Source organism: Janthinobacterium sp. B9-8, assembly GCF_000969645.2.
Lineage (GTDB): Bacteria > Pseudomonadota > Gammaproteobacteria > Burkholderiales > Chitinibacteraceae > Iodobacter.
On the sequence record NZ_CP014222.1, the window covers coordinates 3,690,460 to 3,712,923 of the forward strand.

Here is a 22,464-nt window from a genome sequence, read left to right on the forward strand (position 1 = left end):
AACTATACAAGAGCTTATTGGGCGTGTCAATACATAAGGAATACCAAAAACCATAAACTCATAAATAAAATCTATTGAGCCCTGCTGATCGCTAGAAGCAAGGCTCACAAGAGTTACTCAATCAGGTCTTTGTAGGCGTACCAAGTAGCGTGCCCAAGCAAGGGGAAAATCACGATCAGGCCAATCACAGTGACAAAACCGATCGCCGTCAGCAGCACAATCAAAGCCGCCCATTGAACCATCACTATGCGATTTTCAGAGGTGGCACGCAGGCTGCACATCATGGCGGTAATACTGTCTACTTCCCTATCGGCCAGCATGGGAATCGAGATGGCCGTTAAGCCAAACACAAAAAAGGCAAGTAAGAAACCAGCCAATGACCAGACAATGGTGAAGGGTAAAAACTCACCCGTTAAAGAGCTCAAGTAACCAAGCAAGCTCACATCCTGCCCTCCGTAAAATATGGCAAACAAAATGGCAGAAAAGCGCTCCCAGGCAATTGCCACCATTGCTAATGCCAAGCCTAGAAAAGCCAGTTGCCCCATGTTGGCCAATAAATCACGGATCGATTGCACAAAAGAAGTTGGCCTGCCTTCTTCTCTTTCAGACGTCAGCTCATAAATCCCTGCCGCCCCCAAGGGAGCCAGCAGTAAAAACCCGGTAATTGATGTGGTGAATAAATAAGGATTATTTATGGCGAGCGACAACACCAAAGCCCCCACCAAAGTGACGAGCAGCCCGTAAACCAAGCTCGGCCCCGGATGCGACCATAAATCTACCCAACCCTTTTGTAGCCATAGCACGGGGCTATTGGCAGCTACCTTTCTGATTTTAGGCAGCGTGAAGTGCTGATCCAATACGGCCATATGTACGCTCATGATCATCCTCTCTGGTGATGGCCTTTTTTCGGATCCGATTCGTATTTATCGAAGCTGGCTCCGCCCCTTGGCCGACAAAAACTGGCGACCACAAAAACAGATGGTCATTTATTTTTTAGTACAACTTTGGCAAGGCACTTCTAAAAAGCAGACAGGCGGTAAAAACCAATGGCGTGGTGTAAGAAATATCATGGGCTATCTGACTTGCATATGTCAGATCTTCTGCTACGTTATATGAATAAAGATTAAAACAGCGACCGTCCCTGTCATTAAGAGGAAGGCGCTACACCTCGGGAGGTGAGTAATGCGCAGACTTGCATTAGCTTTAATGCTGCCTGCTATTGCAAAAGCAGGGGAAATGAACTTTCCACCGGCGCAATCTGCAATAGCACACGAAATCACTAATCTGCATACGCTATTGATGTGGGTCATTCTGGTGATTTTTCTTTTAGTATTTGGCGTGATGTTTTACGCCATCCTGAAACACCGAAAATCCTTGGGCCATGCGGCCAAACCTTTCCACGAAAACACCACGGTTGAAATTCTCTGGACCGTTATTCCTGCGCTGATTCTCATCGCGATGGCTTGGCCTGCCGCACGCGTAGTGATTGCGCAAAAAGACACCCGAGATTCAGAAATCACCATTAAAGCCACTGGCTATCAATGGTTCTGGGGCTACAAGTATCTGGATCATGGTGTTGATTTTAAAAGCCGCCTCACCACGAATCGCAATCAGATTGAAGAATATAAGGGCAAAGGCAGCCCTAAGGGTGAGCACTACCTCTTAGAAGTAGACGAGCCTTTAGTAGTGCCCGTTGGCAAAAAAATCCGCATTCTGACCACCAGTAACGATGTTATCCACTCATGGGCCATGCCTGCCTTTGGCGTAAAACAAGATGCGATTCCGGGCTTTATACGCGATACCTGGTTTAAGGCCGAAAACACCGGCACCTTCCGCGGCCAGTGCTCCGAGCTCTGTGGTAAGGACCACGGCTTTATGCCCGTGGTCGTTAAAGTGGTGACCGACAAAGAATTTCAGGACTGGGTAGGCAAAAAACAAGCCGAGGCCAAAGCCGCTTCTGACGATCCAAACAAAAAATGGACCAAGGACGAGCTAATCGCCCGAGGCCGATCTGTTTACGAAGGCAATTGCTTTGCCTGTCATAAGGCTGACGGAAAGGGCTCTGGCCCTTACCCATCGTTGGTCGGATCAAAAATTGTACTTGGCCCTATAGCAGACCATCTTGGCATGGTACTTAAAGGCAAAAACGCCATGCCTGCATGGAGTGCACTATCGGATACCGAAATTGCCGCTGTCGTCACTTACGAGCGTAATAGCTTTGGCAATACCGTAGGCGATGCCCTATTCCCGGCCGACGTTAAAGCCGCCAGAAAGTGAGGACAAGACGATGACTACAGCAAACGATGCACTCCACGCCCCCAGCCACGACCATGCCCATGAGGAGCATCACGTCTCCTTTGTGCAGCGCTGGTTTTACGCCACCAATCACAAAGACATTGGCACGCTTTATCTATGGTTTGCCTTCAGCATGTTTATTACTGGCGGCATTATGGCGCTGTGTATCCGTGCAGAGTTATTCCAGCCCGGCCTGCAATTCTGGCAGCCTGATTTCTTTAATCAGCTCACCACTTTGCATGGCGTGATTATGGTGTTTGGTGCAATTATGCCGGCGTTTACCGGCCTGGCTAACTGGATGCTACCGCTGATGATCGGCGCGCCGGATATGGCGTTTGCACGAATGAATAACTGGAGCTTCTGGCTGCTGCCCCCTGCTGCCGCACTGTTAATGATTTCGTTTTTTGTACCCGGCGGCGCAGCGGCAGGTGGCTGGACGCTTTATCCACCGCTGTCGATTCAGGCGGGGATGGGGATGGATTTGGCGATTTTTGCCATCCACCTCTTAGGGCTATCTTCGATTATGGGTTCGATCAATATCGTCACCACCGTGCTGAATATACGCGCGCCGGGAATGACGATGCTGAAAATGCCGCTATTTGGCTGGACGATGCTGATTACGGCTTATCTATTGATTGCTGTGGCTCCTGTACTCGCAGGCGCAGTCACCATGCTGCTCACCGACCGGCACTTTGATACGCACTTTTTTAAAGCCGTTGGCGGTGGCGACCCGGTATTGTTCCAGCATATTTTCTGGTTCTTTGGCCACCCCGAGGTCTACATCATGGCGCTACCCGCTTTTGGTATCGTCAGCCAGATCATCCCCACCTTTGCCCGTAAGCCGCTGTTTGGTTATGTGTCGATGGTTTACGCCACCTGCTCGATCGCTATTCTGTCGTTTATGGTATGGGGCCACCATATGTTTGCCGTCGGCATGCCGGCTAGCACCCAGCTGTTCTTTATGTTTCTCACCATGCTGATTGCCGTGCCAACGGGAGTAAAAGTATTTAACTGGATTGCCACCATGTGGCAGGGCAGCATGACTTTTGAAACGCCAATGTTGTTTTCAATTGGCTTTGTTTGCCTGTTTACCGTCGGTGGTTTCTCGGGACTAATCCTTGCTATCGCCCCTGTCGATACGCAAATGCAAGACACCTATTATGTTGTGGCGCATTTCCACTATGTGCTAGTGGCAGGCGCGTTATTTAGCCTGTTTGGTGCTACCTATTACTGGCTACCTAAATGGACCGGCTATATGTATCACGAGGGCCGGGGCCAGTTTCATTTCTGGTGGTCAATGATCTGGTTTAACGTCACTTTTTTCCCGATGCACTTCCTGGGCCTTGCCGGAATGCCACGCCGCATCCCTGATTACAATATGCAATTTACCGACTTTAACGCCATGGCTACAGTGGGTGCGTTCTGCTTCGGGCTAGGGCAGATCTTCTTCCTGTTTAATGTGATTCACACCATTCGCGGCGGCGTAGGTAAAGCACCAGCCAGCCCCTGGGAAGGCGCAAATACGCTGGAATGGGAAGTCGCATCGCCAGCACCACACCACACTTGGGAAACACCGCCGTCACTGGAAATCGTCGAAAAAGGCCTTAAAGCCCAAGGCCTGCTAGGGGATCATCATGAGTAAAAATCTGCGCACCGCCCTGATCACCGCCAGCATCGCCGCCGCCTTTTTTGTGGGGATTATTATTCGGCGCTGGTTGATGGACGTATAGAGCCAAAACCAAACCTAAAATCTGTGGGCACGGAGAACACGGAGTTTACAAAGAGAGCGTACTAAGCCAAGGCCTTATCTACAAAAAACACGAATAAAACTAGGCGCATCGCCCACTCACAGCTTGGTTTTCTCTGTGCTCTCCGTGGGCTTTGTGCTCTCTGTGCCTACAGGTTTTTTACGTTTTTCACCTGATTATAAGAGGCAGCAATGCAAAGCACTCTCCAACAAGCCAATCGCAAACTCGCCATTCGAATGATGGTCATTGCCTGCATGATGTTTGGCTTTGGCTATGTCATGGTGCCGTTTTACGATGCTTTTTGCCAAGTATTGGGAATTGACCGAGCCAATAGCGATTTTGCCAATACCAGTGCAGCAGTGATTCGTGTGGAGTTTGATACCAATGTGGACGATGGCTTAGCCGCCACATTAGAAGCGCTCGATCCTGTATTGGCGGCCAAGCCTGGGGGCTTACTTAAAGCAAGATTTCGTTTAGTTAATAAAAGCGATCAGCCCTTGAAAGTGCGCGCCGTTCCCAGCTATGCCCCTGCCAGATCGGCAGGTTTACTGCAAAAGCTGGAATGCTTTTGCTTTGATGCGCTGACTTTAGCGCCCAATGAGCAACGCGATGTCACCGTGGTGTTATTAGTCGCCAATGAATTACCAGCAGAGCTAGGCGCTGCCACGCTTTCTTACACGCTACATCCAGAGCTTGCACCATCATGATGGCCGCACTTAAAACGGTACTGGCCGCATTTTTTGGCGTTCGTAGCCGCAAAAATGCAGAAAGCGCAAAGCTAAAACCTCAGCAAATTATTGCAGCGGGTTTGTTTTTGGCCCTGTGCTTAGCGCTTAGCGTGTTTCTGTTGGTACGGATATTGATTGCCAATACTTAGGGTTAGGGCGTAATCCACCAGTGCAATGGTGGGTTACGGCAAAAAACCGCCTAACCCACCCTACAAAATCTGATTGCGTTTTTTTAAAGCGAACCTGGCCGCGAGAACATAAAAACAGGCCCACCCTAAATATTGATGGAGCTGAAAATGAATGTAGAAAACGGAATTCACGACGCGCATTACTATGTGCCCGCACCATCGCGCTGGCCTATCGTCGGCTCTGTCGCCTTATTCTGTATGGGGCTGGGGGCTGCGTTTGCCATGAATAGTGTGCCTGCTGGCAACTGGATTTTGCTACTGGGGTTTGCCATCTTAATCTGGATGATTTTCGGCTGGTTTGGCGATGTGGTTAAAGAATCGCAAAGCGGCAGTTATGGCCAGCAAGTCGATTACTCTTTTCGCTGGGGAATGAGCTGGTTTATTTTCTCGGAAGTCATGTTCTTTGCCGCCTTCTTTGGCGCGCTGTTTTATACCCGTGTGATTTCCGTTCCCGAGCTAGGCTTTTTCTCTGATACCCACTCTTTTCTCTGGTCTGGCTTTAAAGAAAGCTGGCCTGCGCGCACCGGCCCGGAAGCCGCCCCCTATACCCCGATGGGCGCAATCGGCTTACCCGCCATCAACACCGCCCTGCTACTCACCTCAGGTGCAACACTCACCTGGGCGCACTGGGGATTAATGGCAGGCAAACGTGGCCAGCTCAAGCTTGGCCTCTTGTTTACCGTGCTGCTCGGCACTCTGTTCTTAACGCTGCAAGCCGTTGAATACCACCACGGCTGGACCGAGCTAGGCCTAAAAATGAGCTCCGGCGCTTACGGTGCCACTTTCTATATGCTCACCGGCTTTCACGGCATGCACGTACTGGTTGGCACCATCATGCTTGCCACCATGCTGGTGCGCACCATACGCGGCCACTTCAGCCCCGAACACCACTTCGGCTTCGAAGCCGCCGCATGGTACTGGCACTTTGTAGATGTGGTGTGGTTGATCTTATTTGTGTTTGTTTACTGGCTGTAAACAAACCCAGATCTTGAACCACGGAGGACACTGAGAACACGGAGTTTCACGGAGGAAAGCAGAAAGGAAGAATCGTTCAAATAGGCGGTGAGTAGGTAAATGAACTGTATTTCAAAACCCAGCGATCTGAATTTATATCGCGGTTCATGGCATGGGGCTTAAGAACCCCCTTAAAGCACGCCGAAGCGAGGAACAAGCGGGGCGGGGTTTCGGCGAGGATGTTTGGCGAGCGAAGCGAGTGAGTCCCGCAGCCGCCGGCTCGATTGTCCGCAGTGAGGGGCCCTCGTGCTGGCCGGGGCGGCCTTCTTTTGGTTCTTTTCTTGGCCGTTCAAGAAAAGAACGCCCCCACGGTGGCTACCGTTCCAAAATCACCGTGCCGAAGGCACTTAAATGAGATCTTTTTAGTTAGCGCACAAATAGAAAGCGGCGGGTTGCACCCGCCCTACAAAAGCAGTCCAAAACAAAAATAAAAACTCATGCATTGGGATGTATCCACCCCATCCCATAAGCAATCAATAACAAAATAAATAAAGCAATCGACAAACCCACCCTCAGCGTTAGAGCACGCACCACCTGTGTGGATCGCCCGCCGCGAACCAGCTGCAAGAGTGCTCGCCCAAGGGCAACAACAATAACCAAGAGCAGGATGATGGCAACAATTTTCATGAAAAATCCTCCGTATACTCCTATCTTAGCTCAACGTCGTCGATCTGCGCTTATCTGTTTAGCAGTCTTAGTCGTAATTACTTTTTGCATGGGCTTATGGCAGCTTGGCCGTGCACACGACAAACAAATATTGATAGCGCAACTGGCAAAACAAGAAGCACTCGCCCCCCTGCCTTGGGCCAAGGGCATACCGCCATTATTTCGCCCAATCAAACTGATTGGGCAATGGCTGCCACAGGCCGAAATCCTGCTGGATCACCGCATTGAAGCAGGCCAGATCGGCTATCACGTTATCACCCCTTTTCAGCTAAGCGATCAAAGCATTGTGCTCATCAACCGTGGCTGGTGGCCAGATACCCGCCCACCCAAAACCAGTGATAACACCATCGTGAACGCTCAGCCTTGGCCGCGTTATATCGAGCTAGCCAATACCCAGCCAACAGGCCATATCTTTCAAAATATCAATCCGGCCCGCTTTGCCGCGTGGAGCAAGCTGCCGCAGCCTCATACCTATGCACTGATACAAGAAGGAGAGAGAGGTTTGATCGTGCAACACAGCCAACCCGCTATCCCGCCAGAACGGCATCTTGGCTATACCGCCACATGGTGGGGAATGAGCTTAGTGGGAGTTTTTCTTTGGATTCGCTTTAAACGGGAGACAAGATTATGAAAGGACGCACCGTACTCATCGCATGTTTTATGTTATCCCTGCTACCCGTATTAGCCGCCCAAGCCGTTTGGCAATGGTGGCGGCCCGTTGGGGGTAATAGCTTTGGCGAGCTACTCGCCACCCCGATAGCATCCCCCGGCCCTTGGCGATTAGCCGCCGCCGATGCAGCTTGCAGCGATGTGCATCGCAAGCTGCTCTTTGCCGCAGGACAGCTAAGATTAGCGCAAGGCGAAGCCAGCCAGCGTATCGTGCGCGCCAGCTTTTGCCCCTCGGACAATACCGACATCGCCTATCTACCCAGCCACGCCCCCAATAGCGGCCTCTACCTGATCGACCCCCACGGCAATGCCGTACTGCGTTATTCCAATGAACAACTTTCTAGCGACGATGGCAGACGCAAGGCACTGAAAGAAATTGGGCAGGTTTTGAAAAACAATAAAGCGCTGGGTTAAGCCCACTCCCGTCAACTTAAATGGAATGCCACTTATAGAGCGGGCTTCACCCGCCCTACGAAAGCACTGACTAGGAGCAACTCAATGAAACCACTCCTCTGCCTTACCCTGATCTGGACTTTTTGCTTGGTGATGCTCGGTGCTTATGTACGGCTTTCTGATGCGGGTTTGGGTTGCCCGGATTGGCCGGGCTGCTACGGGCAACTGGGCGCGCCGGATGAAGCACATGAAATTGCCCGAGCGAGTGCGCAATTTGGCGGTGAAGTAGAACCTGCCAAGGGCTGGAAGGAAATGATTCACCGCTATTTTGCTGGCGGGCTGGGGTTGTTGGTGCTGGCGGCGTGCTGCTTGCTCTGGCAAAAACGCCAGCGGCTTAGCCGCCTTAGTATTCTTTTGCCGCTGGGGGTGATTATCTTTCAGGCCCTACTGGGGATGTGGACGGTCACCATGAAGCTGATGCCGGTGATTGTTACCGCACACTTACTGGGAGGAATGGCTCTGCTGGCTCTACTCACCTGGCTGGCCGCATGCTCCTCCTTTACACCTCAGCTCCCCAACCACCTGCGACCAATTTTAATCATTAGCCTGATTGCCATCGTGCTGCAAATTGCCTTGGGAGGCTGGGTATCGACTAATTATGCAGCACTGGCCTGCAATGGTTTTCCTAGCTGCCAAGGCAGCTTTACCGCGCCTGCAGGTTTAAGCGAAGCCATGCAGCCGATTCGCCAGCTAGGCCAGACCACCAGTGGCGAATCGCTGACAATTCATCATCTAGCGGCCATTCACTGGCTGCACCGGCTGGGTGCTTTATTACTACTGGCCTGCCTGAGTGCACTGATATGGCAGCTGCGTAAAGCCAGCCTAAGATGGGCGGGGCTGATTGCAGCGGCGCTGCTGCTGCAAATCTCACTTGGCATTGTCAATGTCTGGTTTGATTTACCCCTGCCACTAGCTGTAGCGCATAACGGTGGCGCGGCAATTTTACTGATGCTGGTGGTTGCGGCATTGGCACAGGTTTTACCAGTTCATCAGCAAGCAACAAGCAGCACCTTTGACGCTACATCCCCTAAACACTCCGGAGCTTAGCCATGCGTACTCTCGCCCTTACCCGCTCCCACGCCCAGCTGACTGAGCTACTGAAACTTGGCAAGCCGCGCGTCATTGCCCTGATTGTGTTCTGTGCGGTAGTTGGCATGCTGCTGGCTACACCACAGCTGCCATCCATCGCCCTGCTTTTGGCTGCCACGGCAGGCATCGGCCTCGTAGCCAGTGGAGCGGCCGCTTTTAACTGCCTGATCGAAGTAGAGCGTGATGGCAATATGCGCCGCACTCAACAGCGCCCGCTGGTCAAAGGATCTGTAAAGCACAGCGATGCCCTGCTCTATGCCCTGATTACCACCGCAGTTGGGCTATGGCTACTAGGCGCTTTTGTAAATATGCTGACGATGTGGCTGACGCTGGCTACTTTCTTTGGCTATGCAGTGATTTACACCCGCTTACTAAAAGCCGCTACACCGCAAAATATCGTGATTGGTGGTGCGTCAGGAGCCATGCCGCCAATCCTAGGCTGGGCCGCCGTCACCGGCAGTGTGCCACCCGAAGCGATGGTGTTGTTTTTGATTATCTACACCTGGACTCCGCCGCATTTCTGGGCACTGGCAATCTACCGCCGAGATGAATACGCCAAGGCGGGCCTACCTATGTTGCCGATTACGCATGGCTTGGCATTTACCCGATTATCTATCCTGCTCTACGCCGCCATCCTCGCCGCAGTCACCGCCCTGCCGGTGGCACTAGGCATGAGTAGCTGGCTCTACGGCATTAGCGTAGCCGTACTGAACGCAGGCTTTTTATCTCGGGCGTTTAAATTATGGCAGGAAGAGGGTGAAGCGGAAGGCGATGTGATTGCGCGGGAATTATTTAAATATTCGATTAAATATTTAGCGTATTTATTTGCAGCTTTGTTGCTGGATCATTGGTTGATGGTGTTTGTGGCGTAAAGCGCCCTCTCCCTCTCTCCCAAAAAGGAGAGGGGAGACAACGCAAACTACACCGTCCAGCTCACCATGCCACTGTAAGCAGTAGCCAATACGATCAAGCCAAAGGCAATCCGGTAATAGGCAAAGCCAACAAAGGTATGGGTAGAAACAAACTTAATCAGCGCGCGAATGGCGATAAAGGCGAAGATAAACGAGGCAATAAAGCCCACAGCAAAGACACCGCTGTCGCCGATATCCAATTCATGGCGGTGTTTAAGCAGGCTATAAATTGAAGCCGCACCCAACGTTGGAATCCCCAAAAAGAACGAAAACTCAGTTGCCGCCTTGCGAGAAATACCAAGAAACATTCCGCCGATAATCGTTGCGCCAGAGCGGCTGGTACCGGGAATCAACGCTAAACACTGGCAAAGCCCTACTTTCAAGGCATCTTTCAGACTTAAATCATCCACCGTTTCAACCACGGGGGTTTTATTCAGCTGGCGTTTTTCAGCCCAAAGAATAATCAAGCCACCAATAATAAACGCCATCGCCACAGGCACAGGCTGAAATAAATGCGCCTTAATCACCTTATTAAATAAGAGGCCAAATATTGCAGCAGGAATAAAGGCAATCACGACGGCCAGCAGCAAATTACGCTCACTACCCGGCTTGCCTGCGCCCGTCAGGGTCTGAGTAATCTTAGCGCGATACTCCCAAACCACCGCCAGCATAGCTCCTAGCTGAATAAAGATTTCATAAACATCACGCTTTTCCTTGCTCATAAAATTGAGCAAATCACCGGTTAAAATCAAATGGCCCGTGCTGGAAATCGGCAAAAACTCAGTAATACCTTCAACCATGCCCATAATGAGCGACTTAAACAGCAATACGATATCCATTGATAATCTGCCAATAGCCTGAAAAGAGAAACGCATTATATCTGGGCAATCTTATTTACTGATTAAGATCTGATGTTTATTGAAGGATTTACATTGGAGCCTGTTGGGTTACGCTGTTTTCTTTGTGTTTTTTGTGTGCTCGGTATTCTCTATGTTTACAGACCTTTGGGCCCCTTTTAAACACAAAATCAAACGGGCAAATGTGCACGTAATTTGCTCGGCAGCCACGCCAGAAGCGGTTCGAAATCGGTTGCATCCATCAAGTTTTTTAGTGTGAGGCCAAGCTCGGTATCGCCCTCAATACTTAAGCGGCGCTGAAAAAACAACGTGTCAGGGTCTTCTAAGCGGCGAGCCAGCACCAGATAATCGGCAAGGCTGGCGCTAAAGGTCACGTCTGCTTCGCCGGTCCCACGCTTAAACCGGCCATTCTGAAAAGATAGCGTTAAGCCCCGGCCAATATCCAACACTTCTAAACGGATATTGCGCCCAGCCAGCCAAGCAAAGTCTTCCTCTGGCCACAGCTTGTTTTTGACCAGATTCAAACTACTTGCCAAGGCAATGGCAAGAGGCGCTTCGGGGAGCTTTAGTAAGACAAATTGACGTAAGCGTTTCATACACATTCCTTTATGCCTGCTTCCCCGTGCCAATAACCATTCACAAGGCCCTGTGGATAAGCTGTTGAGAAGTCGTGGATAGCTGCGGGATAAGTACATTTCTCAGCATAGGCAGCGACTAGCTCAGCCGTACCGGTGGATTGTGGGCTGATACGCAAATAGTCGACGCCCATCTGCGCCATTTGTGGCAACTCAGCGTAAAGCGATTGGCAGGCGGAAGACTGGGTTTGAATGCCGTTTAAGCGCAAAAACCCTTGGCCCTCACGGGTAGACATCAGCTGCCCGTCGGCATGATCTAAGCAACGGAACTCGCACGCGTCTTTGCTTAAGCCGTAATAGCGCGCGGTAAAGCAGCGAGCCGAAAACGCCAGTGGCAAATGGCCGTGCACGAAGATTTCGGTTTCAATGGCGCCCGTTTTCTCCGCCAGAATAGCGGCGATCGTTGCTTGGCTACTTTCTAAAGAAGGCAGCCAGCGCATCGCGCCCTGAGCCACAAACCAATCCAAAGCCGCGCCGTTATAGATATTAAGATGTGGGCCTGCCACAAAGCGCATTCCCAAATCACGCGCCACCTTCACCGCGCCTAAATCATTGGCCTCAATACAAGCGCCCGCCTCGGCCAGCTTTTTCAAGCTGGAAAGATCACTGGCGGATTCCAGCAGCGCCTGGGATGAAATCACCACCTCCTTACCTGCGGCACGCAAGCTCTGCCCCACTTCCAGCCAATCTGCACTGCGCAGCTCGTGGCGGCGCGAGCACACCACCTCGCCCAGATAAATCACATCCACCGGCCAGCTTGCTGCCTCGGCATAAAAATCCAGCACCTGCTGCTTAGGCCAGTAATAAAGGATGGGGCCAAGAGAGAGTTTCATTGCTATTCCTAATGGGTCTATTTTTAAAAACCCACAATTTGTACTTGTAAGGCAGGTAAACCCCGCGAAACGATATAAAAAGATACGCGGGTTACACCCGCCCTACGCTTAAACACGAACTAACTCATCGCCACGGTCTGCTATATGCACCCAAGGTTTGCTGATGTCCTTCGGATACTTTATCCAGCGTGGCTTGCCATGCGGGTTTGACTGAATAACGTGGGTCGGCGGAGGCGTCGATGGCCATGCGTAAGGTCTTGGTCACTTCTGCCACATAAGACGGGCTGCGCTGGCGGCCTTCTACTTTGATGGCGGCCACGCCGATACGTATCAGCTCGGGCAAGATCGAAAGGGTATTCAGGCTGGTCGGCTCTTCCATGGCGTAATAGGTATCGCCATCAACTTCAAAGCGGCCCTTGCATAGCGTGGGGTAACCCGCTGGCTCACCTGCTTCAAAACGATCGATCAGCACACCATTTAAACGGGCATCCATACGCTCGCCTTGTTTTTCCCAGCGCACAAAATGCGCAGGGGAACATACGCCGTGAGTGTTAGGCGATTGGCCCGTTACATAGCTGGATAAAATGCAGCGACCTTCAGCCATCACACAGAGGCTGCCAAAACCGAATACTTCGATTTCTACCTCGGTGTTTTTAATCACGTATTCAACTTGCGGCAGAGTCAGCACGCGGGGCAATACCGCACGGCGCACGCCAAAACACTCGTGCGCTAAATTAATCGCTTCAAAATTAGTCGCCGAGCCTTGCACCGATAAATGCAAATGCAGATGAGGATGGGTGCGGTAGGCGTATTCCAACAGCCCCAGATCGGCCAGAATCACCGTATCAGCACCCAAATCTGCCGCTTTATCGACCGAAGCGCGCCAATCGCCAAGCCGCCCTGCCTGGGCATAAGTATTAATCGCGATTAATACTTCACGGTTTTTAGCATGAGCGTAGCGCACGCCCTCGCTGAGCTGCGCATCGCTAAAATTGAGGCCCGCAAAATTTCTGGCATTGGTGGCATTTTTAAAACCGAGGTAAACCGCATCGGCCCCGTGGTCGACGGCAGTTTTTAATGCAGGCAAGCTGCCCGCTGGGCAAACAAGTTGGGGCAGGGCCATAAGCACCCCCGAATGATAAACATAGGGGAGCTTAAAGAGAGATGGCGCAATGCTTTTTAAGCTAAATCAAACTAAGCCCAGAATAGCGCGCAGAAAAAAGCGTGCGGCCACCAAAAAGTAGCAACGCACGCCCCAATCACCCACACACAGAGAGTCTGCTCACAAAGCCCACACGCTTTATGACGACTTTTTAATCATAGTGCACTGCAATATATTTTGCCTTAATCGAGATCAATTTTGCAGAAATAAGCAAAATTCTCATATTAAAACATCGAAAAACGCCATTTACTGGATTTTGTAGGCATTTGCTTCGCACTACGCACAATGCATAGTGCCATAATTCCCAATTGGCAGACATGTGACTAAGGTTCATGCTGCAAGTTATTCCCGCTAGGGCACAAGCCCAGCAACGAAAACCAACAAACAAGGATGCTCAAAATGCAAATTGCAATGATTGGCCTCGGTAAAATGGGCAGTAATATGACACGTCGTTTGGCCGCTGGCGGAGCCACTGTATTTGGCTTTGACGTAAGCGCCGAAACACGTACCCAGCTTGCCGCTGAACACGCCAATATCCGCAGTTTTGACTCCGTAGCCAGCCTGATTGCAGAAATGCCAAGTCCACGCGTGGTATGGATGATGCTGCCAGCAGGTGAAATCAGCGAAACCATGTTTGGCGAGCTGACCTCACTAATGGCACCAGGTGATTTGATTATTGATGGCGCAAACGCCATGTATAAAGATTCACAACGCCATGCAAAAGAACTGAACGCCTTAGGCTTTAAGTTTATGGATGCAGGCGTATCAGGCGGCGTATGGGGCTTAGCTAACGGCTACACCATCATGATTGGCGGCGAAAAAGACGCATTTGCGATGGCTGAGCCTTTCGTTAAAATCTTGGCCCCGGCTTCGGATCGCGGCTGGATTCATGCAGGCCCAGCAGGTAGCGGCCACTACGTGAAGATGGTTCACAACGGTATTGAATACGGCATGATGCAAGCTTTTGCCGAAGGCTTTGCCCTCTTGGAAGCCAAAAAAGAGCTAAATCTTGATCTGGCTGCCGTAGCTGAAACATGGCGCCATGGCTCGGTGATCCGCTCTTGGCTGCTCGACTTAACTGCCGACACGCTGAAAAACGATACCAAGCTAGACGACATCCAACCCTTCGTTCCTGATTCAGGCGAAGGCCGCTGGACGGTACTAGAAGCCGTAGAACTAGGCGTTCCTGCGCCGGTGATTGCAGCTTCATTATTCCAGCGCTACACCACCCAAGGTAAAGGCGATTACGTCGCTAAATTGCTATCGATGATGCGCAACGCCTTTGGCGGCCATCATGTGGCAAAGAAGTAATGCACTAAGATAAAAGATCTTCCCCTTATTAATTTAAGAGGGAGATCTTTTTTAAAAAGATAAATCTAATAAACTATTTTCGTAATTACTTCTGCACTATCCAATAATCGTGAAATATAAAGGCTCCCATCAACGCTAACTGCAATGGCATGTAGAGACCCATCAAGATAACTTAAAGTGTTAACTGCTCCATTTTGACTCACCTTTCGAACTCGGTGATTCCAAGCATCTACAACATAAACTTGGCCCAAAGCATCAATCGCAACATCACTTGGATAATTAAAGCTTGCTGAATTTCCTGCTCCATCGAGCAATGACGCATTTCCATTGCCTGCGAGCGTAGTTACAGCACCATTTTCGGCTATTTTTCTTATCCTATTATTGCGACTATCGGCAACATAAATTGTTCCATACTGATCTATCGCTATACCTTGCGGTTGGTCAAATAATGCTAGCTCTCCAACTCCATCGCTAAAACCAGCCAGATTACCTCCTGCTATCGTTTTTACAGCCCCATCAAGTGTTATTTTTAAAATTTTATCGCCAGAAGAAACAAAAATATTACCCCTACCATCAACGGCAATTCCTTTGGGATAAATAAGACCGTTAATAGCTATCGTACTCACAGTCCCATTTCTATCTATTTTTCTTATTTTACTATTGCCATCTTCCACATAGATATTTTCATTTTTATCTATAGCTATACTTTGGGGCAAATATAGACTTGCGGAAATAGCTGGACCATCAACATAAGCTGCAACACCATTACCTGCATAGGTTGAAACAACGCCAGATTTAGTAATTTTTCTTATTCTATTATTACAATAATCAGCAACATATATATTTCCTGCTTTATCAGAAACAACCCCCATTGGATAATTAAATTTAGCCAAATCACCTGTTCCATCAAAAAATCCAGAACTACTACCTGCCAAATTCGTAATCACAACACGAGTTGGTGTCGGTGTTGGTGTCGGTGTCGGTGTTGGTGTCGGTGTTGGTGTCGGTGTTGGTGTCGGTGTCGGTGTTGGTGTTGGTGTTGGTGTTGGTGTCGGTGTCGGTGTTGGTGTTGGTGTTGGTGTTGGTGTCGGTGTCAGTGTTGGTGCCCGAGTTGGTTCCTGCACTTTAGTTGGAAATGTCGAGCCATTCTGATCAAGTGAAGATTGAGACTCTCCCCCTCCTCCCCCACAAGCAGCAAGAGAAAATGCAAAAAAAACATATAGCGGTCCAGGATATACAGAACATTTATTCTTTTTCAATCTCTATCTCTTCATAAAATAATGCATTCTTTAATAAAAACTTAATAACATTGCGTACTGCGTAAAAAACTACATATATTCTACCAAAGAGTAAACATATTAAAATAACTATTATCAAAATGTCATAGGCAAAGAATAATTTTATGAAAAATATCTAAGAATTTTAAACATCTCGCTTACCCCAATATATTTACATAGCATAGATGCGTAAATTCAAAGCTAACCTTTCAATAAACAAGACCTGCCATGCCTAATCCAATCCGTACTGCCATTACTGCTTTATTTATTGCCGGCTCTGCCTTAAGCCACGCCAATAATCTGGTTTTAGAAGCCGATACAATGGATAGATCGGCTGATCCGTGTAATAACTTTTATCAATATGCAAATGGGCATTGGCTGGAAAAGCACCCTGTGCCAGCAGATCGGGCCCGCTATGGGGCTTATGATGAGGTTTCTGAGCGCAATCTCACGGCGCTTAAAAGTATTATTGAAACGGCAGCCAAATCAACGGGCAATCACGCCGCAAGTCATAAAGTAGGGGCGTTTTATTTAAGTGGTATGGATGAGGCCCGTTTAGAGGCAGAAGGCGCGAAACCACTGGCAGAGCGCCTAGCGCAAATATCAGCCATGAACACGCAGCAGGATTTGATTCGAGTTTTAGCGCAGTTACATAAAGAAGGCGTTAATCCCTTATTTGATTTTAGTGTCAATCAGGATGCCAAAAATTCACTGCGTTATATCGTGGATTTATCTCAGGGCGGATTGGGTTTACCTGACCGGGATTATTATTTAAAGCTGGATAGCAAACACAAAAAATTGCGCCATCAATATAAAGCGCATTTAGTGCAAATGTTTACCCTATTAGGCGATAGCCCGCAAACTGCAGAAAAAAACGCCATTCGTATTCTTCGTTTAGAAACTGGCCTAGCCAGTGTATCAATGACCATGGTGGAGCAGCGCGACCCTGAAGCCACTTACCATTTGCTGAATATAAAAGATGTACAAAAATTAAGCCCGCATTTTACCTGGTCTGCCTATTTTGAAGAGCTAGGCATTACCGCGCCCAAAGAGATCAATATTGCCCAGCCTAAATTTTTTGCACATATCAGCCATCTGTTCAACAACACATCAATGGATGACTGGAAAGCCTATTTACGCTGGCATTTAGTGCATGCGCGCGCGCAATACCTCTCTACTGTCTTTGTAAATACTGATTTTGCTTTTTATAGCCAAACCCTGTCAGGCGCAAAAGAATTAAGGCCACGCTGGAAACGGGTTTTAAAAAGCTTGGATCAAAACTTGGGTGAAGTATTAGGTGAGCTATATGTAGCGCAATACTTTAGCCCCGCCGCAAAAGCCAAAGCGCTGGAAATGGTTGCTAATATTAAGTTGGCGATGGTAGAGCAAATTAAAAGCCTCGAGTGGATGAGCGCAGCCACTAAGGAGCAAGCTTTAAAGAAGCTTGATAAAGTCGTAGTCAAAATTGGCTACCCAGAGACTTGGCGTGATTACAGCAGCCTGCAAATTGATAAAGAATCTTATGCTGGCAATATCAAGCGCAGCCATGAATTTGAATTCAAGCGCCAGCTTGCTAAACTGGGCAAGAAAATTGATCGCAATGAATGGGGCATGACGCCTTCTACCGTCAATGCCTATTACAATCCAACCATGAATGAAATGGTTTTCCCTGCGGGTATTTTACAAGCGCCGCTCTTTCATATGGGCGCAGATACCGCCAGTAATTACGGCAATACCGGTGCCACCATAGGCCATGAATTGATTCATGCTTTTGATGATGAAGGCAGCCAGTTTGATGGCGATGGTAATTTAAAAAGCTGGTGGACAACCGAAGATAGAAGCAACTTTACCGCGCGTGTTGCCCGCATAGAAAAACAATTTGATGAGTTTAACCCGATTGATAAACTACATATCAATGGCAAACTCACTGCAGGTGAAAATATTGCTGATTTAGGTGGGTTAAAAATTGCCTTACTGGCTTTAAAGAAATCATTGCAGGCAAAACCACAGCCAGAAAAAATTGATGGCTTAACGCAGGAGCAGCGTTTTTTTATTGCCAATGCACAAAGCTTTAGAAACAATACCCGTGTAGAAGCATTGCGCCTGCAAATACTCACCGACCCGCATGCACCAGAAAAATACCGGGTTATTGCCCCATTTGCCAATATGCCAGAATTTGCCAGCGCATTTTCCTGCGGTAAATCAGCATTAAGAAGCCAAGATAAGCGGGTTAATATTTGGTAATTTAAAGTGTAGGGTGGGCACAAAAACGTGCCCACCCTAAAGCTTAATTTAATAAAATACGTGGGCTTTATTCACCCTACGAATCTCATCTTAATGCTGCAAATTCTGCTCTACATATGCATTCAGACTATTTAATTCGCTTTTATTCAAAAATGGCAATTGCGACATAATATGCGCCAGCGTAGAGCTATCATTCAAGCCAAATTCTGAGGATTGAATCAGCACCGTGCCTTGCCCGCTAAAATCAATCTGCTTTTCTTCGCCAGATAAAGTGATATTGGTCATTGCACCGACCGCCGACAATACGCCGGTGACATGCTCGTAATCATAACGATAAGAAGGGCTGGGGCAATCTGCCCAGCCTAAAATTGCTTGCTCATCAACGCGGCATGGCAAATCTAAAAAGTGCACAGGCCCATTACTTGAGGCGATTAATTTGCCATTACCCATTAAGGTTAAAAACCCTGGCATGGTTGATTCTTGGCAAATAATATTTTTACTAAACCCCAACAAATGGCTGGCCTTAATTGTCATATTGGCGTCTTCAAGATCATAGCAGGCGATATCATTGCCGTTATCCCCCAAAATCAACTGTCCACGGCCTTTTGCCACGATAAAATTGTTGATATATAAGGGAGAATTGAATGATTCTTTAACTAAGATATCCAGCAAACTTGAGCCCAGCGATTCAAATTGCAGCTGCCCATAAAACGCAATCATTTTTCCTTTACGGATAAAAATCTCATCTGCCACATCGACTACAAAGGCAAAGCGATTTAGATTATCGTTTTTAGGTAAATTACTCGGATTGTAGATAGTCATTATCTTTCACTCGCCTGAATATAAACCGTGCCCTGTCCCATAAACTTCACTTGGTAGGATTCGCCCGAAGCCTGCCCAACAAAAGTTTTCCAATTTAAATCGGTCACAATCGTAGAAGTCAGATTCCCTTTGTGGCCAATATAGGCATTTGGATCAACAAATACCGGCTGCTCAGCCGTTACTTGCAAAGCAATCGCATTGCCATCCGATAAAATCGCCATTTCACCTGTACCTTGCAAGGTAGTGGTAAAGAGGCCCTGCCCACTTACCGCGCCGCGCACCATACTCTGCACGCCGCCCTGATTGCCCAGAAACATCGTGCCAACAGTTAGCCGTGAATCGTAGGCGAGCAGTGTTTCGCTTTCTACATACACCATCTCATTATTCACTTGGATAATGCTGACAAACAAACCATCGTAGGCGTAATAAACCTTACCATTGCCCTTGGCAACCATCAGCGCATTGCCTTCATTGGTGGCGGTACGCATGGCTAAATCCTGCACATTGCCGCCGCCCAGAAAGGAGCGAGCAAAGTTTACCTTGCCCTGATAGGCGATCATCGAGCCTTTCTTCGCAAAGACCTCCTCGTTATTCAGGGAGATTTCAATCAATTTTTCATTAATTTGTGTATATGAGGGCATCGCTAAATCCTTAAGAATCGCTGTCTAACAGGCGTGTTTAACGTTCAGCAGGCTGGATATACACCACACCCTGCCCTGTAAACTTGAATTGATAAGATTCGCCCGATGCCTCACCCACCATCGTTCGCCAATTCACATCAAACACAAATTCTTGCGAGAGATTGCCCTTGTAGCCAATAAACGCATCCGGATCAACAAACAGCGGATAGCTTGGCCCTACTTCCAGCGTGATCAGATTACCGCGTGAAATCACCGCGATATTGCCGCTGCCTTCTACCGTCGTGGTAAACAAGCCCTGCCCCGATGCCGCGCCACGCAGGCCAGCAAAAGAGGTATTGGTTTTAAGTCCCGAGTCGTAAGCCAGCAAGCTGCTGCTTTCAATAAAAAGTTTTTCATTGGCTAGCGGAATCACCGCAATCTCGGCCGCATTATTGGCAAAAAACACTTTGCCCGTGCCGCTGGTTTGCATCAGCGACATGCCTTCGTTGGTGACTTTGCGCTTCAGTGCACCAAACAGCCCTTCGCCGCCCAAAATGGCCTTTTCAAACTTCATCGAGCCAGTGTAGGCCACCATCGAACCGGCAATCGCCATTACCTTTTCACTCTGCAGATCGACTTCTAATAAGCGATCTGAATTGATTCTGAAACTGCTCACAGCACTTCTCCCAATTTATCAACAGAGTAAACAGGCTCTAGTCACCTAGAGCTGTTGTAAAAAATCCGTTAAATATGATTCACACGGCATAATATTGGGTTTTATACTGGCAATTTGCAAGATAAAAGTAAGTAAATTATCTTAAAATACTGTGTTTAACTTACTTATTTTCAAACACAAGTGGAATTGCTACTGTAATAAAGTGGTTTTTAAAACAAAAAAACCTGCCGAAGCAGGTTTCTTTAATCTTTAAAGAATTATTTCAAATCAAATTCGGCCTCGTTAATACCCAACTCGCGGCAAATGGTAATCACCATTTTCTGTTCATTGGCATCAAAATTGCCATCCGCAGCGCCAATCACGCAGCAAACACGAATCATTAATTTGCATGCATCGGGATTGCTCTTTAATTTAGCAATTATTTTCAATGCTTCTGCCTTGCCAATTTCATAATCAAAATCAAATTTAGCAGCAATCTTATTAAATGAATCAATCACATCGGCCGAATCAAATACTTTTAATTCATCTGAATTGCTGATATATCCCAGCATCTTTCTTTTTTCTTCCGGACTAATGCTGCCATCACTGGTGGCAACCAAAGCGCATCCAGCGACCACGGCATTTAAAAAATCTTTATTTTTAAATTTAGTCACTTCATTGCTCAGCATATTGCTGGCGTCTTGACCCATCTTTTTGATCGAATCGAACAAACCCATTGTCTATCTCCTGATGCAATTAGATTAACTGGATGATGAGGATATTACTGCTAAGCCTTGTCAGATCATGGCCGATACAAATAGTTCAGAATATACGCCACAAACAACTGTCTTCCTCAGTAAACAACAAGATAGATAATTAATCCAGCTTTAAAAAAAGCCCCGCAGCAATTAGCCCGGGGCTTCAGAAGTAAAGGAGCTGAATTACTCAGCACTTCCTTGCGCATCGGCACGGGCAGCAGCTGCCCGCAGTTTATCTTTCTTACTCATTCGCACCCCCTTCACACCACCCGTATTGTCGACCGCAGGCATGCTCGTTAATTTAGCTTCAAAGCCAGCAATCACTTCGCGGCTTAGGCGGATATTTTGGCGGGTTTCGATTAGGCGAAAATGCGCTTCGGTGGCGGCACTCACGAGGCTAATCGCCGTGCCACTCGCGCCATTACGGCCAGTGCGGCCAATGCGATGGGTGTAATCAACCGGCGAGCGCGGCAAATCGTAATTCACCACAAAAGGCAGACCATCGATATCGATACCACGGCCAGCCAGATCGGTCGCCACCACCACTTGCAAGCTGCCCGACTTAAATTCGGCTAAGACCTGATTGCGGCGACCCTGGCTAAATTCGCCATGAAAAGGTGCCGCGTTAATGCCTTTGGCGTAAAGCGTATTGGCCAGCTGCTCGCTACCATGCTTGCTGGCAACAAACACCAGGACCCGCTGCCCTTCATTCTCTTTGATCAAATGAGCGAGTAAGTCCGCACGACGCTCGGCATCCACAAAAATCGCCCGCTGCAAGATATCTGGCTGATTAATTTCTGTAGCCGCAATCATCACCCGCGTTGGATTATTTAATATGCCTGTCGCCAGTGCGTTGACATCGTCTGGGAAGGTTGCCGAGAAAAATAGGCTTTGGCGTTTAGCCGGTAACAGCGCTAGGATGCGGCCAATTTCGGCAGCAAAGCCCATATCCAATAAGCGATCGGCTTCGTCCAGCACCAAGGTATTAAAAAACTCAGGCCGAACCGCGTTCTTATCGATCAAATCTAGCACGCGGCCTGGCGTTGCCACCAGCACATCGGCCCCACCACGCAGCTGCATCATTTGCGGATTAATCGCCACACCACCAAATACCGTTGCCAGCTTGATCGGCTTAGTTAGATTATTTTTGCTTAAAGCCGCCAGCAAGCCCTTGATCTCTTCCCCCACCTGCACCGCTAACTCACGCGTTGGCACCAGAATCAGCACCTTGCTACTGCCCGTCGTCATGAGATGGAGCAGTGGCAAAACATAAGCAGCCGTTTTGCCCGAACCCGTAGCCGCCTGTGCCAAAACATCCTCCCCCCACAGCACAGCAGGAATTACCTCCGCCTGAACGGGCGTTGGAGTGATATAGGATTTTTTGCTAGCAGCAAGTAAAACGGCGGGTGACAGACCCAGAGCGGAAAAGGACATGATGGGCCTTAGATAATATTTCTGACGGGTGCGAAGTATAAGCGAGATGGGGGGAGCTGTCCCTGTGCTTAGGACAGGATGCAAGGCAGGGTGGG

The 22,464-nt window shown here is 48.7% G+C and carries 23 protein-coding genes and 1 pseudogene; 12 read left to right on the top strand and 12 right to left on the bottom strand.

What is annotated here, in order from left to right; translation table 11 throughout:
- Positions 1–113: 113 nt before the first annotated feature.
- Positions 114–878, bottom strand: a complete 765-nt coding sequence (locus VN23_RS16670; protein ID WP_046353586.1) for a DUF2189 domain-containing protein — start codon at positions 876–878, stop codon at positions 114–116.
- 304 nt (positions 879–1,182) lie between these two features.
- On the opposite strand from VN23_RS16670, the gene coxB reads away from it, so the two are divergent.
- From coxB to VN23_RS16690, 6 genes are all read left to right on the top strand, one after another.
- Positions 1,183–2,277 carry a cytochrome c oxidase subunit II gene (coxB, locus tag VN23_RS16675; RefSeq protein ID WP_046353587.1) on the top strand — a complete coding sequence of 365 codons (1,095 nt, stop codon included), beginning with the start codon at positions 1,183–1,185 and terminating at the stop codon, positions 2,275–2,277.
- 10 nt (positions 2,278–2,287) lie between these two features.
- Positions 2,288–3,937 carry a cytochrome c oxidase subunit I gene (gene ctaD / locus VN23_RS16680; protein ID WP_046353588.1) on the top strand — a complete coding sequence of 550 codons (1,650 nt, stop codon included), beginning with the start codon at positions 2,288–2,290 and terminating at the stop codon, positions 3,935–3,937.
- Positions 3,930–4,025, top strand: a complete 96-nt coding sequence (locus VN23_RS22200) for a cytochrome oxidase small assembly protein (protein WP_218586923.1) — start codon at positions 3,930–3,932, stop codon at positions 4,023–4,025. The genes ctaD and VN23_RS22200 overlap by 8 nt, the downstream gene beginning before the upstream one ends.
- Positions 4,026–4,234: 209 nt before the next feature.
- Positions 4,235–4,750 (top strand): cytochrome c oxidase assembly protein, encoded by a 516-nt coding sequence (locus VN23_RS16685; protein ID WP_046353589.1) that lies wholly within the window; start codon positions 4,235–4,237, stop codon positions 4,748–4,750.
- Positions 4,747–4,920 (top strand): DUF2970 domain-containing protein, encoded by a 174-nt coding sequence (locus VN23_RS21585; RefSeq protein ID WP_082752815.1) that lies wholly within the window; start codon positions 4,747–4,749, stop codon positions 4,918–4,920. Before VN23_RS16685 ends, VN23_RS21585 begins: the two co-directional genes overlap by 4 nt.
- Positions 4,921–5,067: 147 nt before the next feature.
- On the top strand, positions 5,068–5,934 hold the full coding sequence (locus tag VN23_RS16690; RefSeq protein WP_046353590.1) for a cytochrome c oxidase subunit 3: 867 nt from the start codon (positions 5,068–5,070) through the stop codon (positions 5,932–5,934).
- A gap of 474 nt (positions 5,935–6,408) precedes the next feature.
- On the opposite strand, the gene VN23_RS16695 is transcribed toward VN23_RS16690, so the two are convergent.
- On the bottom strand, positions 6,409–6,600 hold the full coding sequence (locus VN23_RS16695; protein ID WP_046353591.1) for a twin transmembrane helix small protein: 192 nt from the start codon (positions 6,598–6,600) through the stop codon (positions 6,409–6,411).
- On the opposite strand from VN23_RS16695, the gene VN23_RS16700 reads away from it, so the two are divergent.
- The 4 genes from VN23_RS16700 (at position 6,599) to cyoE (ending at position 9,722) form a co-directional block, all read left to right on the top strand.
- Positions 6,599–7,270 carry an SURF1 family protein gene (locus VN23_RS16700; protein ID WP_197432939.1) on the top strand — a complete coding sequence of 224 codons (672 nt, stop codon included), beginning with the start codon at positions 6,599–6,601 and terminating at the stop codon, positions 7,268–7,270. The genes VN23_RS16695 and VN23_RS16700 overlap by 2 nt on opposite strands.
- Positions 7,267–7,722, top strand: coding sequence for a hypothetical protein (locus VN23_RS16705; RefSeq protein WP_156455217.1), 456 nt, complete (start codon positions 7,267–7,269; stop codon positions 7,720–7,722). Before VN23_RS16700 ends, VN23_RS16705 begins: the two co-directional genes overlap by 4 nt.
- An 84-nt stretch (positions 7,723–7,806) precedes the next feature.
- The gene (locus VN23_RS16710) at positions 7,807–8,808 is read left to right on the top strand and encodes a COX15/CtaA family protein (RefSeq protein ID WP_046353593.1); all 1,002 of its coding nucleotides are present in this window, start codon (positions 7,807–7,809) and stop codon (positions 8,806–8,808) included.
- A gap of 2 nt (positions 8,809–8,810) precedes the next feature.
- Positions 8,811–9,722 carry a heme o synthase gene (cyoE, locus tag VN23_RS16715; RefSeq protein WP_046353594.1) on the top strand — a complete coding sequence of 304 codons (912 nt, stop codon included), beginning with the start codon at positions 8,811–8,813 and terminating at the stop codon, positions 9,720–9,722.
- Between the two features lie 47 nt (positions 9,723–9,769).
- Here cyoE and VN23_RS16720 read toward each other — a convergent pair whose 3' ends face one another.
- The 4 genes from VN23_RS16720 to ubiU all read right to left on the bottom strand — a co-directional run bounded on the left by VN23_RS16720 (position 9,770) and on the right by ubiU (position 13,209).
- Complete coding sequence (locus VN23_RS16720) at positions 9,770–10,600, bottom strand: undecaprenyl-diphosphate phosphatase (protein WP_046353595.1); 831 nt, start codon at positions 10,598–10,600, stop codon at positions 9,770–9,772.
- 188 nt (positions 10,601–10,788) lie between these two features.
- Positions 10,789–11,214, bottom strand: coding sequence for a ubiquinone anaerobic biosynthesis accessory factor UbiT (gene ubiT, locus VN23_RS16725; RefSeq protein WP_052746791.1), 426 nt, complete (start codon positions 11,212–11,214; stop codon positions 10,789–10,791).
- A complete protein-coding gene (locus VN23_RS16730; RefSeq protein ID WP_197433119.1) occupies positions 11,211–12,092 on the bottom strand; it encodes a U32 family peptidase in 882 nt (293 codons plus the stop codon). Before VN23_RS16730 ends, ubiT begins: the two co-directional genes overlap by 4 nt.
- Positions 12,093–12,210: 118 nt before the next feature.
- Positions 12,211–13,209 (bottom strand): ubiquinone anaerobic biosynthesis protein UbiU, encoded by a 999-nt coding sequence (ubiU, locus tag VN23_RS16735; RefSeq protein ID WP_046353598.1) that lies wholly within the window; start codon positions 13,207–13,209, stop codon positions 12,211–12,213.
- Between the two features lie 423 nt (positions 13,210–13,632).
- Between ubiU and gnd the strand changes: the two are divergent.
- Positions 13,633–14,559 (top strand): annotated as a pseudogene (gene gnd, locus VN23_RS16740) (phosphogluconate dehydrogenase (NAD(+)-dependent, decarboxylating)); the annotation flags it as partial.
- A 65-nt stretch (positions 14,560–14,624) separates the two neighbouring features.
- Here gnd and VN23_RS16745 read toward each other — a convergent pair.
- On the bottom strand, positions 14,625–15,818 hold the full coding sequence (locus VN23_RS16745) for an NHL domain-containing protein (protein ID WP_156455218.1): 1,194 nt from the start codon (positions 15,816–15,818) through the stop codon (positions 14,625–14,627).
- Between the two features lie 246 nt (positions 15,819–16,064).
- Here VN23_RS16745 and VN23_RS16750 point away from each other — a divergent pair, with 246 nt between their 5' ends.
- Positions 16,065–18,080, top strand: coding sequence for a M13 family metallopeptidase (locus tag VN23_RS16750; protein ID WP_046353601.1), 2,016 nt, complete (start codon positions 16,065–16,067; stop codon positions 18,078–18,080).
- A 90-nt stretch (positions 18,081–18,170) separates the two neighbouring features.
- Here VN23_RS16750 and VN23_RS16755 read toward each other — a convergent pair whose 3' ends face one another.
- The 5 genes from VN23_RS16755 to VN23_RS16775 form a co-directional block, all read right to left on the bottom strand.
- Positions 18,171–18,902, bottom strand: coding sequence for an AIM24 family protein (locus tag VN23_RS16755; protein ID WP_046353602.1), 732 nt, complete (start codon positions 18,900–18,902; stop codon positions 18,171–18,173).
- The gene (locus VN23_RS16760) at positions 18,902–19,543 is read right to left on the bottom strand and encodes an AIM24 family protein (protein ID WP_046353603.1); all 642 of its coding nucleotides are present in this window, start codon (positions 19,541–19,543) and stop codon (positions 18,902–18,904) included. Before VN23_RS16760 ends, VN23_RS16755 begins: the two co-directional genes overlap by 1 nt.
- A gap of 37 nt (positions 19,544–19,580) precedes the next feature.
- Positions 19,581–20,198: an AIM24 family protein gene (locus VN23_RS16765; RefSeq protein WP_046353604.1), complete on the bottom strand. Its 618-nt coding sequence runs from the start codon at positions 20,196–20,198 to the stop codon at positions 19,581–19,583.
- Positions 20,199–20,455: 257 nt separating this feature from the next.
- Positions 20,456–20,914 carry a tellurite resistance TerB family protein gene (locus VN23_RS16770; protein WP_046353605.1) on the bottom strand — a complete coding sequence of 153 codons (459 nt, stop codon included), beginning with the start codon at positions 20,912–20,914 and terminating at the stop codon, positions 20,456–20,458.
- 204 nt (positions 20,915–21,118) lie between these two features.
- Positions 21,119–22,369 carry a DEAD/DEAH box helicase gene (locus VN23_RS16775; RefSeq protein ID WP_046353606.1) on the bottom strand — a complete coding sequence of 417 codons (1,251 nt, stop codon included), beginning with the start codon at positions 22,367–22,369 and terminating at the stop codon, positions 21,119–21,121.
- Positions 22,370–22,464: the final 95 nt, after the last annotated feature.